The organism is Rathayibacter sp. AY1D1, assembly GCF_002932635.1.
In the GTDB taxonomy this organism is placed as follows: domain Bacteria; phylum Actinomycetota; class Actinomycetes; order Actinomycetales; family Microbacteriaceae; genus Rathayibacter.
This window is the reverse complement of record NZ_PSVY01000001.1, coordinates 208,551-221,378: the sequence shown is the minus strand read 5'-3', so window position 1 is coordinate 221,378 and position 12,828 is coordinate 208,551. Positions and strand designations below refer to the sequence as shown.

The window sequence follows — 12,828 nt, the reverse complement described above, 5'->3', positions numbered from 1 at the left end:
TCAGTGTGCGCTCGGATCCTGGGCCGCGGCTGGCCGTTCTGTCACCCTTCGTGGGGCCGTGGTCACTCGGCCAGCAGTTCGCGGACGTCGTCGGCCGACAGCGCCCGGGCGAAGAGCTCGCCCTCGTCGAGCACCGCCGTGCTGAGGCGGCCCTTGCGCTCCTGGAGGCGCACGATCTTCTCCTCGATCGTGTCCGTCGCCACCAGCCGGTACACGTTCACCCGCCGCTCCTGGCCGATGCGGTGCGCGCGGTCGACGGCCTGCGCCTCGGCCGCCGGGTTCCACCACGGGTCGAGGATGAAGACGTGGTCGGCCTCGGTGAGGGTGAGCCCGGTGCCGCCCGCCTTCAGGCTGATCAGGAAGACGGGCGCGGCTCCCGAGCGGAACTCCTCGATCACTCCCGCGCGGTCCCGCGTGGAGCCGTCGACCTGCACGAACGGGATGCCGCGCCGACGCAGCCGCTCCCCCGCCCGCTCCAGGTACGAGGTGAAGGTGCTGAAGACGAGGGCCCGACGGCCTTCCGCGATCACGTCGTCGAGCTGCTCGACGAGCACGTCGAGCTTCGCGGACGGGACGTGCCGGTAGGCCGGGTCGACCAGGGACGCGTCGAGCGCGAGCAGGCGCAGGAGGGTGAGCGATCGGAACACCGTGAAGCGCTGCCGGTCGAGGTCGTCGACCAGGCCCAGGAGCTTCCGCCGCTCGCGCTGGAGGTAGCCGTCGTAGAGCACCCGGTGGGCGGGCGTCAGCGCGACCTCGATCGTCTGCTCCTGCTTCTCGGGGAGCTCCGGCGCCACCGCCTCCTTGGTGCGGCGGAGCAGGAACGGACGCAGTCGCCGGCGCAGTCTCTCGAGGCGGCGGCGCGCGCCCTCGGTGTGGCTGACGGTCCGTCCCTCGGACAGATCGGGCGAGGCGATGCCGACGGGCGCCTCCGCGTGCAGGATCGGCCGGGTGTACTCCTCGCGGAAGCGGCGCAGCGGCGGCAGGAGCCCGGGCGCCACCAGGGCGAGGACCGCCCAGAGCTCGTCGAGCGAGTTCTCCAGCGGTGTGCCGGTGAGCGCGAGCGTGACGGGCGCGCCGACCCCGCGGGCGGCCCGGTGCGTCTGCGAGGCGGGGTTCTTGACGAACTGGGCCTCGTCGAGGATCAGCGCCGACCACGTCCTCGACGCCCAGCGCTCGCCGCCGAGGCGCAGGACCGCGTAGCTGGTGAGGACCACGTCCGCGTCGGCCGGGATCGCGTCGAGCGCGCCCTCCCGCGAGCTCGCGACGACGTGGACGCGCAGGGCGGGCGCGAAGCGCTCGGCCTCCGAGCGCCAGCCCGGCACGACCGAGGTGGGGGCGACCACGAGGAACGGCGCGCGGCGGATCCCGGCGCGGCCCGCCTCCTCGACCGCGTCGAGCATCATGGCCAGCGCCTGCAGGGTCTTGCCGAGGCCCATGTCGTCGGCCAGGATCCCGCCGAGCCCGTGACGGAGGCGGTGCACGAGCCAGGCGTAGCCCGCCCGCTGGTACGGACGCAGCCGGGCGGTCAGGCCCTCCGGCGGCTCCACGTCCTCCGGCGACCCGGCGGCCAGCGCGGAGTCGAGCACGGCGCGCCACGCGTCGGAGGGGACGCTCTCGTCGGCGAGCTCCTCCAGCTCGTTCCACAGCCCGGCCTGGTGCCGGCCGAGCCGCGGTCCCGTCTCCCACTCCTCGAGCTCGTCCGCCCGGGTCAGCAGCTCCCGGAGCCGGTCGAGGCCGGGGTGCGCGAGCGAGAGGTAGGAGTGGTCGACCAGGCGGATGCGGTCGCCGCCCGCGGCCAGAGCGCGGAAGAGGGGCAGGAACGGCACGGTCGCGTCGCCGATGGTCACGACGACGCCGAGGTCGAACCAGTCGGCGCTCTCGGTGTCGACCGCGGTGATGGTGAGCGTGAGCGGTCCGGTCAGCAGGCGGTAGTCCGGGGCCGCGCCCTCGCGCTCGATCCGGACCCCGCCGATCCCCTCCAGCTGCGGGACCTGCTCCACCACGAACACCGCCGCCTCGGCCCCGCGCAGGACCGCACTCGTCCCCGGCTCCGGCACGAGAGCGGACCCGGCCTCGCCGAGCACCGAGCGCACCCGGCGGAGCACCGCGCGCTCGAGAGCGGCGTCGGCCGTGCCGTCGAGCTCGCCCGCGCGATCGGCCGAGCGGCGCCAGTGCCAGCCCACGCTGACGGCGCGCCGCGGCTCGAACGAGACCGTGCAGACCAGGCGCGGGGGCTCCGGATCGTCCAGGACGAGGTCGACGCCCTCCTCGCGCACCGCGACGCGGCCGCGGAGGGCGGGGAGGTGCTCGCCGACGAACTCGGGCACGTCCTCCGCCGGGACCTCCGTCTCCTCGGGGTGGTCGAGGAGCCGCAGCTCCTCGTCGTCGAAGGGCAGGGACGCGGGCGCGAGCAGGAGCGAGGACGGATCGCCGCCCTCGACCGCGTAGACGCCGTGCCGGGCGACCGGACGCGCCGACTCGGGTGCGTGCTCCGCGCCGTCGATCCGCAGGACGGGCCGCAGCCGCAGGCCTCCCGCCTCCGCCGAGACCGTCACCGCCACATGGGCGGGACCGGCGAGGCGGACCGCGCCCTTCTCCGGGGCGAGCAGCGGGATCCCGACGGCCTGCGCCTGCTCGAGCAGCCGCCAGAGCAGCGGGCTCTCGTAGTCGTCGAGGTGGATCCAGTCGGGGTCCTGCCCCAGGTGGACGGTGCGCGTGGCGCGGTGCAGGGCCGCGAACTCGGCGAACCAGCGCTGGTGAGCGGGGTCGAGCGAGAGCCGGTGGGTCTGGAAGTTCAGCGACTTCCAGGTGAGGGTGGTGCGGTTCCAGGCGCCCCCGCGCCCGCGGACGACGGGGCGGGTGGCCAGACGGTGGTCGCGGCGCTCGGCGGCGTCGTAGGTCTTCGCCGTGACGCGCTCGCTCGCCGGCGCCCGCCAGGGATCGTCGGCCCGGCGCACCAGCCGGCGCAGCTCGAACTGCAGCCCGATCGGAGTGAGGACGGGCGGCGACTCGGCCTCGGCGGGTCCGCTGAGCTCGCCGACGCGGGCGCGCCAGGAGGAAGGGGTCGACTCGGGAGGCACCGCCCCATGCTGCCACGCGCCGCCGACACCCCCGCCCGCACCGCGTGACGGGCAGAATCGGAGGATGACCAGCAGCGACTCCCCCGCGCCCACCGTCCTCACCCTCGGCAGCGAGAGCCTGCGCCTCGCCTTGACGACCGCCGGGGCCGAGATGACGTCCCTCCGCGACGACGAGGGCCGCGAGTACCTGTGGCAGGCCGGCCCGGAGTGGCGCCGGCACGCTCCCGTCCTGTTCCCGATCATCGGCCGCCTCCCCGGCGACACGCTGCACCACGACGGCGCGGACCACCGGATGGGCCAGCACGGCTTCGCGCGGGACCGGGTCTTCGAGCTCGCGGGCGTCTCGGCGGACGAGGCGGTGTTCCGGCTCCGGAGCGACGACGCCACGCGCGCGGTGTTCCCCTTCGACTGGACGCTCCTCATCGCCTACGCCGTGACCGGCGCCTCGCTCCGGATCACCCAGACCGTCGAGAACAGGGGTCCCTCTCCGCTGGGCTTCTCGCTCGGGAACCACCCGGCCTTCGCGCTGCCGCTGCCCGAGGGCCGCGGCGAGCACCGCATCCGCTTCGCGCAGCCCGAGCCGGAGGGGTACCGCCGCGCTCCGGAGAACCTGCTGCTCGAGGCGCGCCACCCGGCGCCGCTCGAGGACGGGGTCCTGACAGTGGACGACGCGCACTTCGAGGAGGGCGTGATGATCTTCGACGAGCCGCGCCGGCGGACCCTCCGGCTCGAGGCCGACGGTGCCGCCCGCGCGATCGTCGTCGACACCGGGGACTTCGACGTGGTCGGCGTGTGGAAGCCCGTCGGGGCCCCGTTCGTCTGCCTCGAGCCGTGGCGGAGCGTCCCGACCCCCGAGGGCTGGGACGGCGACATCGTCGACAAGCCGCGCCAGATCGTCCTCGAGCCGGGCGGCCGGCGGTCGCTGTCCTACAGCATCGCGCTGAGCTGAACGTCCGCACGCTGGATCTGCGCGTCGAGCAGCTCGAAGCGGCGGATGATCAGCCCCTCGCGGGTGGCCCAGGGGCAGATCACCAGCGTCTCGATGCCGAGGGCGTCCATGGCCGCCTCCGCGATGAGAGCGCCCGCGAGCAGCTGCGGAGCCCGCAGAGCGGAGACGCCGGGCAGCGCTGAGCGATCGGCCGCGCTGATCGCGGCGAGGCGGGCGGACCACAGCCGGAGGTCGACCAGGTGCAGCTCGCGGCGCACCAGCGGACCGGCGGCGCTCGGAGCGGCGCCGGTGATCCGCGCCAGAGACCGGAAGGTCTTCGACGTGCCTGCGACCAGGTCGGGGCGCCCCAGGGCGAGGAAGCCGCGGACGGGCTCCGCGAGCACCTCGCGGGCGTGACGCCGGGCGGCCTTCACGCTCGTGGCCGAGGCGGGATCGCCGACCAGCAGGTCCCGCGTCACCCGCCCCGCTCCGAGCGGGACCGACACGGCGAGCTCGGGCACCTCGTCCACGCCCATCGAGAGCTCGAACGAGCCGCCGCCGATGTCGAGGTCCAGGATCGAGCCCGCGCCCCAGCCGAACCAGCGGCGCACGGCGAGGAAGGTGGCCGACGCCTCCGCCTCGCCGCCGAGCTCCTGGAGGTGCACGCCCGTCTCGGCGCGGACCCGGTCGAGGACCGCCGCGCCGTTGCCGGCCTCGCGGATCGCCGAGGTCGCGAACGCCAGCAGGTCCTCCGCGCGGTGCTCGCGGGCGACCTCGGCGGCCTCGGTCACGAACGCGATCAGCTCGCGCTGGCCACGCTCGGTGATCTCCCCCGCCTCGTCGAGGTGCGCCACGAGAGCGAGGCTCCGCTTGTGCGAGCGGTAGGGCACCGGGCGGGCGCCGGGGTGCGCGTCGACGAGGAGCAGGTGGACCGTGTTGGAGCCGATGTCGAGCACGCCGAGTCGCATGGGTCCACGGTATCCGCCCGCGGAGGCGCGTCCCGCCACGCGGACCGCCGGGGAACGCCGGAGGGCCCGGCCGCTCGCGCGACCGGGCCCTCCGGGGGTGCTGGACTCAGTGGTCCCAGTTCTCGGCCCTGTCGGCCGAGCTGGACGAGCCGACGATGTGCACCCGCATGTCGTTCGTCGTGCCGGCGCGCCCGGGGGGCGATCCGGAGACGACGACCACGGTCTCGCCCGCCTGGGCGAGGCCCTCGCGGAGCAGCACCGCGTCCACCTGCGCGAACATCGCGTCGGTGTGGTTGACGCGCGGCGTGACGAAGGACTGGACGCCCCAGTTCAGCGCCATGCGGCGCCGGACGGCGGGCTCGGGGGTGAAGCCGATGATCGGGATGCCGTGGCGCAGGCGCGTCATGCGGCGGACCGAGTCGCCCGACTCCGTGAACACGCAGAGGAACTTCGCCTCGACGAACTCCGCGACCTCGGCGGCGGCCAGCGTGACGGATCCGCCCTGGGTGCGGGGCTTGCTCCCCAGCGGGGGGATGCGCTCCAGGCCGTGCTCCTCGGTGGACTCGACGATGCGGGCCATGGTCTGCACGGTGACGACGGGCCAGGCTCCGACGCTGGTCTCGCCCGAGAGCATGACCGCGTCCGCGCCGTCGAGGATGGCGTTCGCGACGTCCGAGGCCTCGGCCCGCGTGGGGCGGGGGCTCTCGATCATCGACTCGAGCATCTGGGTCGCGACGATGACCGGCTTCGCCCAGCGGCGGGCGAGCTCGACGGCGTGCTTCTGCACGATCGGCACCGCCTCGAGGGGCAGCTCGACGCCGAGGTCGCCGCGGGCGACCATGATGCCGTCGAAGACGTCGATGATCTCCTGCAGGTTGTCGACCGCCTGCGGCTTCTCGATCTTGGCGATGACGGGAGCCTTGCGGCCCTCCTCCGCCATGATCTCGTGCACGCGCTCGATGTCGCTGGCGTTGCGCACGAAGGAGAGGGCGATGATGTCGGCGCCGAGGCGGATCGCCCAGCGGAGGTCGTCCTCGTCCTTCTGGGAGAGGGCGGGGACGTTGACCGCGACACCGGGCAGGTTGATGCCCTTGTTGTTCGAGACGTTGCCGGGGACGACGACCTCGGTGACGACCCGGGGGCCCTCGACGGCGGTGACGCGGACAGCGACCTTGCCGTCGTCGATGAGGAGCATGTCGCCCGGGTTCACGTCGTCCGGGAGGCCCTTGAACGTGGTGCCCGAGAGCTCGCGCGTGCCGAGGACGTCCTCGGTGGTGATGGTGAAGACGTCGCCCTCGGCGAGGGCGTACGGGCCGCCCTCGAACTTGCCGAGGCGGATCTTCGGACCCTGCAGGTCGACGAGGATCGCGACCGCGCGCCCGGCGTCGTCCGCGGCCTTCCGCACGATGCGGTAGATGCCTTCGTGGACGTCGTAGGTTCCGTGACTGAGGTTCATGCGGGCCACGTCCACGCCGGCGTCGATGATCGCACGAATGGTCTCGTACGACGACGTTGCCGGGCCGAGGGTGGCGACGATTTTCGCTCGTCTCATTGAGGGGGTGCTCCGTTGTTCTGCGCCCGGAGGCGCGTCGTTAGCGGGGAGGGTGAGCTGATTGCTGGCGGGCCGAGACTATCGCGTCCCGGGGACTAGAGCGTGAAGCCCCGGTCGTTGGGGCCGACCGGCGCCGGCAGCTGGGTCGTGCCCTCGAGGTAGCGGTCGACCTCGGCCGCGACGGAGCGGCCCTCCGCGATCGCCCAGACGATCAGGGACTGGCCGCGCCCGGCGTCGCCGGCCACGAAGACGCCGGGGACGGTGGTCTCGAAGGCGTCGCCGCGCGCGACGTTGCCGCGCTCGGTGAAGGGGACGTCGAGCTGGCGGCCGAGGTGGTCCGCCTCCGGGCCGGTGAAGCCGAGGGCGAGCAGGACCAGGTCGGCCGGGATCTCGCGCTCGGTGCCCGCCTTGGGGACGCGGCGCCCGTCGAGGTACTCGGTCTCGGCCACGCGCACCGCGCGGACCTCGCCGCCCTCGTTCGCGAGGAACTCCACGGTCGACGCGAGGAACATCCGCTCCCCGCCCTCCTCGTGGGCGCTCGAGACCTCGAACACGGTCGGGTCCATCGGCCAGGGCTGGCTGTCCGGGCGCTGCGACGGCGGCTGCTGCCCGATCGCCAGGTTCGTGACCGACGCGGCCTTCTGGCGGTGGGCGGTGCCGATGCAGTCCGCTCCGGTGTCGCCTCCGCCCAGGACGACGACGTGCTTGCCCTCGGCCGAGATCTGCTCGAAGACGCGGTCGCCCGCGATCGCGCGGTTCGACTGCACGAGGTACTCCATGGCGAAGTGCACGCCGTCGAGGTCGCGACCCGGGATCGGCAGGTCGCGCGGCACGAGAGCACCGGTGGCGACCACGACCGCGTCGTAGCGAGCCCGCAGGTCGTCCCAGGTGATGTCGGAGCCGATGTCGACGCCCGCGCGGAACCGGGTGCCCTCGGCCTTCATCTGGTTCAGGCGGAGCTCGAGGTGCTTCTTCTCCATCTTGAAGTCCGGGATCCCGTAGCGCAGGAGGCCGCCGATGCGGTCGTCGCGCTCGTAGACCGCGACGGTGTGCCCGGCGCGGGTGAGCTGCTGAGCGGCGGCGAGCCCCGCCGGGCCGGAGCCGACGACCGCGACGGTCTTGCCGGTCAGGCGCTCCGGCGGGTGCGGCTGCACCCAGTCGTTGCCGAAGGCCTGATCGATGATCGAGACCTCGATCTGCTTGATCGTGACGGCGGGCTGATTGATGCCGAGCACGCAGGACGACTCGCACGGCGCCGGGCAGAGCCGGCCCGTGAACTCCGGGAAGTTGTTCGTCGCGTGCAGGCGCTCGATCGCCTGGCGGCCCTCGCCGCGCCACATCAGATCGTTCCACTCGGGGATCAGGTTCCCCAGCGGGCAGCCCTTGTGGCAGAACGGGATGCCGCAGTCCATGCAGCGGCCCGCCTGCCGGCGCAGCACGGCGGAGTCGCCCTGCTCGTAGACCTCTTTCCAGTCCATCAGGCGGACGGACACGGGACGCCGCTTGGGCAGCTCCCGGTCCTGCACCTTCAGGAACCCCTTGGGATCAGCCACCGGTCACCTCCAGAATCCGTCCCCAGACGACGTCGCCGTCGGGGTCGAGCCCCTCCTCCACAGCGGATGCGCGCGTCGCGAGCACCGCGGCGAAGTCGCGGGGCAGTACCTTGACGAAACGCGAGACCGTTCCGTCGAAATCGTCGAGCATCCCCTGGGCCAGGGTCGACTCGGTCTCCGCGACGTGCCGCTCGAGCAGGTCGCGCAGGATCTCCACGTCGGCGCTGCCGAGCTCGGAGAGGGTCAGCTCGCCGGAGGCGATCGCGTCGCGGTTCACGAGCTCGCGGCGCAGGCCGTGGATGTAGGCCGTGCCGCCCGACATGCCGGCGCCGAGGTTCCGCCCGGTCTCGCCGAGGATCACCGCCAGGCCGCCGGTCATGTACTCGAGCGCGTGGTCGCCCACTCCCTCGACCACCGCGGTGGCGCCGGAGTTGCGGACCAGGAAGCGCTCGCCGACCATCCCGCGGATGAACATCGTGCCCTGGGTCGCCCCGTAGCCGATCACATTGCCCGCGATCACGTTCGTCGAGGCGTCGAAGGTGCTGCGGCGGTCCGGCCGCACCACGATCTGGCCGCCCGAGAGGCCCTTGCCGACGTAGTCGTTGGAGTCGCCCTCGAGCCGCAGCGTGATGCCGGCGGGGAGGAACGCTCCGAGCGACTGCCCGGCCGAGCCGCGGAGCGACACGACGATGGAGTCGGCCGGCAGGCCGTTCTCGCCGAATCGGACGGTGACCTCGTGGCCCAGCATGGTGCCGACGGCGCGCTCGGTGTTCTTGATCTCGCGCTCGATCCGCACGGTGCCGCGGTGGTCGAGCACGTTCGCCGCGAGGCGGATCAGCTCGTTGTCGAAGTGGTGCTCGAGCTCGTGCTCCTGCGCGCGGCCGTGGCGGCGCGGCTCCTCCGCCGTGAAGACCGGTCCGACGAGGATCGGCGTCAGGTCGAGCCCGCTCGCCTTCCAGTGCTCGATCGCCTGGTCGACGTCGAGCAGCTCGCGGTGGCCGACGATCTCGTCGACGCTCCGGAAGCCGAGCTGCGCGAGGTACTCGCGCACCTCCTGGGCGATGAACTCGAAGAAGTTGACGACGAACTCGGGCTTGCCGGAGAACCGCTGGCGCAGCTCCGGGTTCTGCGTCGCGACGCCCACCGGGCAGGTGTCGAGGTGGCAGACGCGCATCATGATGCAGCCCTCGACGATCAGCGGAGCCGTCGCGAAGCCGAACTCCTCGGCTCCGAGCAGCGCGCCGATGACGACGTCGCGACCGGTCTTCATCTGGCCGTCGACCTGCACGACCACGCGGTCGCGCATGCCGTTGAGCATCAGCGTCTGCTGGGTCTCGGCCAGGCCGAGCTCCCAGGGCGTGCCCGCGTGCTTGAGCGAGTTCACCGGGCTCGCGCCGGTGCCGCCGTCGTGACCCGAGACGAGGATCACGTCGGCGAGGGCCTTCGCGGTGCCGGCGGCGACCGCTCCGATGCCCGACTGGCTGACCAGCTTCGCGTGGATGCGCGCCGACGGGTTCGCCCGCTTGAGGTCGAAGATCAGCTGCTTCAGGTCCTCGATCGAGTAGATGTCGTGGTGCGGCGGCGGCGAGATCAGGCCGACGCCGGCGGTCGCATGCCGGGTGCGCGCGATCCACGGGTACACCTTCGTGGGCGGGAGCTGACCGCCCTCGCCGGGCTTGGCACCCTGGGCGAGCTTGATCTGGATGTCGTCGGCGTGGGTGAGGTACATGCTCGTGACGCCGAAGCGGCCCGAGGCGACCTGCTTGATCGCGGAGCGGCGCTCCGGGTCGAGCAGCCGCTCGGTGTCCTCGCCGCCCTCGCCGGTGTTCGACTTGGCGCCGAGGCGGTTCATCGCGATGGCGAGCGTCTCGTGCGCCTCCGGCGAGATGGAGCCGTAGCTCATCGCGCCCGTCGAGAAGCGCTTGACGATCGCCTCGACCGGCTCGACCTCGTCGATCGGGATCGGCGTGCGCCCCGCGGTGTCGAGCTTGAACATGCCGCGGAGGGTCATCAGCGAGCTCGCCTGGTCGTCGACCATCTTCGTGTACTCGCGGAAGACGTCGTAGCGGCGGTTGCGCGTCGAGTGCTGCAGGCGGAACACCGTGTCCGGGTTGAACAGGTGCGGGGCGCCGTCGCGGCGCCACTGGTACTCGCCGCCGACCGCCAGGCGCTCATGCGCGACGATCGCGCCGTCCTCGGGGTACGCGGCGCGGTGACGCGCGGCGTTCTCCTCGGCGACGACGTCGATGCCGATGCCGCCGAGCTTCGAGACGGTGCCGGTGAAGTACTGGTCGACGAACGCCTGGCTGAGGCCGACGGCCTCGAAGGTCTGCGCCCCGGCGTAGCTCGACACGGTGGAGATGCCCATCTTGGACATGATCTTCAGCACGCCCTTGCCGAGCGCCTTGATCACGTTCTTCACGGCCTTCTCCGGCGAGACGTCCGACAGCATGCCGCTGCGGACGAGGTCCTCGCAGGTCTCCATCGCCAGGTACGGGTTGACCGCGGAGGCGCCGTAGCCGATGAGCGTCGCCACGTGGTGCACCTCGCGGACGTCGCCCGCCTCGACCACGAGCCCCACTCGCATCCGGTTCTCGGTGCGGATGAGGTGGTGGTGCACGGCGGCGAGCATCAGCAGCGAGGGGATCGGCGCGAAGTCCTTGGTGGAGTCGCGGTCCGAGAGCACCAGGAACTGCGCTCCCGCGGCGATGGCCTCGTCGGCCTCATCGCACATCTCGTCGATGCGGTCCTGCATCGCGCGGGGTCCCGCGTCGACGCGGTAGAGGCCGCGGATCGTCGTGGTGATGTGGCTCAGCGGGCGCGGCGCGATGTGCTGGATCTTCGCGAGCTCGTCGTTGTCGATGACCGGGAAGTCGAGGACGACCTGGCGCGCGTGCTCGGCACCGGCGGTCAGCAGGTTGCGCTCGGGGCCGAGGCCCAGGCGGAGCGAGGTCACGACCTCCTCGCGGATCGAGTCCAGCGGCGGGTTCGTCACCTGCGCGAAGGCCTGCGTGAAGTAGTCGAAGAGCAGGCGGGGGCGCTTGGACAGGACGGCCACGGGGGTGTCCGAGCCCATCGCTCCGAGCGGCTCCGCACCGGCGCGCGCCATCGGCAGCAGGAGGAGGCGGACCTCCTCCTCGGTGTAGCCGAAGGTGCGCTGGCGGCGGTTGACCGAGGCGGGCGTGTGCACGATGTGCTCGCGCTCGGGGAGGTCCTTGAGGTTGATGCGGCCCTTCTCGAGCCACTCCTCGAACGGACCGGAGGCGGCGAGCTGCCCCTTGATCTCCTCGTCCTCGACGATGCGGCCCTGCTCGGTGTCGACCAGGAACATGCGGCCGGGCTGCAGGCGTCCCTTGCGGACCACCTTCGCGGGGTCGATGCCGAGCACGCCGATCTCGCTGGCGAGCACCACGAGCCCGTCGTCGGTCACGACGTAGCGGCCGGGGCGGAGCCCGTTGCGGTCGAGAGTGGCGCCGACGAGCTCGCCGTCGGTGAAGACGATCGCGGCCGGGCCGTCCCACGGCTCCATGAGCATCGAGTGGTACTCGTAGAACGCGCGGCGCTTCGGGTCGAGCGCGCCGTCCTGGTTCTCCCAGGCCTCCGGCACCATCATCATGACCGCGTGCGGGAGCGACCGGCCGGCCAGGTTGAGCAGCTCGACGGTCTCGTCGAACGAGGCGGAGTCGCTGCGGCCGGGCGAGACGATCGGGAACAGCGGGGCCAGGTCGCCCAGCTCGCGGCTCTTCAGCTGCGACTGGCGCGCGCGCATCCAGTTGCGGTTGCCCTGCACCGTGTTGATCTCGCCGTTGTGGGCGATCATCCGGAACGGCTGAGCGAGCGGCCACGACGGGAAGGTGTTGGTGGAGTACCGGGAGTGCACCAGCGCGAGCTTCGACGCGAAGCGCTCGTCGGACAGGTCCGGGTAGAACGGCTCCAGCTGCAGCGTCGTCACCATGCCCTTGTAGACGAGCGTGCGGCTCGAGAGCGACATGAAGTAGACCTCGAGCTCGCGCTCGACGCGCTTGCGCAGGCGGAAGGTCAGGCGGTCGAGGCGCACGGAGGAGAGGGGCGTGCCGCTCTCGTCGGTCAGCTCGCTCCGGATGAACAGCTGCTCGATCGCCGGCATGGCGGCCCGGGCGAGCGTGCCGATCTCGTCGGGCTGCACGGGCACGGAGCGCCAGCCGACCACGGCGAGGTTCTCCTCGCGGGCGATGTCGGCGATCGTCGACTTGACCCGCTCGCGCTCGAACACGTCCACCGGAAGGAAGGCGTTGCCCACCGCGTACTGGCCCAGCGGCGGGAGCTCGAAGGGAGCGACCGCGCGGAGGAACTCGTCCGGGATCTGCGTGATGATCCCCGCGCCGTCGCCCGTTCCCGCGTCGGAGCCGACGGCGCCGCGGTGCTCGAGGTTGCGCAGCGCGTTCAGCGCGGCGTCGATGATGTCGTGGCCGGCGGTGCCGCGCATGGTGGCGACCATCGCGAGACCGCACGCGTCCTTCTCGGCGGCCGGGTCGTACATCCCCTGCGCCGGCGGCATGCCCAGGAAGGGCACGGCGCGGGCCGGGGTCGAGGGCTGGGCGGAGGCCATGGGAACCGTCCTCACGGGGGTGATGGCTGATCGGGACGTCGCTGGCCCGCGGTGGTGGAGGAGGAGCGGCTCCCCGATCGGGAGGGCCGCAGGGTTCTGCCGTGGCGCGAGCGTCGCGCGCCGCCGGCGGTGCCTGCACGACGACCCGCCCGCGGCAGC

6 protein-coding genes are annotated in these 12,828 nt (G+C 72.6%); 1 reads left to right on the top strand and 5 read right to left on the bottom strand.

Annotation, left to right across the window (positions count from 1 at the left end):
• Positions 1-62 precede the first annotated feature (62 nt).
• The gene (locus C5C56_RS01040) at positions 63-3,080 is read right to left on the bottom strand and encodes a DEAD/DEAH box helicase (RefSeq protein WP_104319016.1); all 3,018 of its coding nucleotides are present in this window, start codon (positions 3,078-3,080) and stop codon (positions 63-65) included.
• Between the two features lie 64 nt (positions 3,081-3,144).
• Between C5C56_RS01040 and C5C56_RS01035 the strand changes: the two genes are divergently transcribed.
• The gene (locus tag C5C56_RS01035; RefSeq protein ID WP_104221873.1) at positions 3,145-4,029 is read left to right on the top strand and encodes an aldose 1-epimerase family protein; all 885 of its coding nucleotides are present in this window, start codon (positions 3,145-3,147) and stop codon (positions 4,027-4,029) included.
• On the opposite strand, the gene C5C56_RS01030 is transcribed toward C5C56_RS01035, so the two are convergent.
• The 4 genes from C5C56_RS01030 to gltB all read right to left on the bottom strand — a co-directional run bounded on the left by C5C56_RS01030 (position 4,008) and on the right by gltB (position 12,669).
• Positions 4,008-4,976, bottom strand: coding sequence for an exopolyphosphatase (locus C5C56_RS01030; RefSeq protein WP_104292123.1), 969 nt, complete (start codon positions 4,974-4,976; stop codon positions 4,008-4,010). The two genes, C5C56_RS01035 and C5C56_RS01030, sit on opposite strands and share 22 nt — an antisense overlap.
• A 106-nt stretch (positions 4,977-5,082) precedes the next feature.
• Complete coding sequence (gene pyk, locus C5C56_RS01025) at positions 5,083-6,528, bottom strand: pyruvate kinase (protein WP_104318983.1); 1,446 nt, start codon at positions 6,526-6,528, stop codon at positions 5,083-5,085.
• A gap of 95 nt (positions 6,529-6,623) precedes the next feature.
• Entirely contained in the window at positions 6,624-8,081 is a 1,458-nt protein-coding gene (locus tag C5C56_RS01020) for a glutamate synthase subunit beta (RefSeq protein ID WP_104246790.1), read from the bottom strand.
• Entirely contained in the window at positions 8,074-12,669 is a 4,596-nt protein-coding gene (gltB, locus tag C5C56_RS01015) for a glutamate synthase large subunit (RefSeq protein WP_104318982.1), read from the bottom strand. Before gltB ends, C5C56_RS01020 begins: the two co-directional genes overlap by 8 nt.
• Between the last annotated feature and the right edge of the window lie 159 nt (positions 12,670-12,828).

Coding starts and splice junctions, on each gene's coding strand:
- C5C56_RS01035 (WP_104221873.1), top strand. CDS start 3,145: ATGACCAGCAGCGACTCCCCCGCGCCCACCGTCCTCACCCTCGGCAGC.
- pyk (WP_104318983.1), bottom strand. CDS start 6,528: ATGAGACGAGCGAAAATCGTCGCCACCCTCGGCCCGGCAACGTCGTCG.
- C5C56_RS01030 (WP_104292123.1), bottom strand. CDS start 4,976: ATGCGACTCGGCGTGCTCGACATCGGCTCCAACACGGTCCACCTGCTC.
- gltB (WP_104318982.1), bottom strand. CDS start 12,669: ATGGCCTCCGCCCAGCCCTCGACCCCGGCCCGCGCCGTGCCCTTCCTG.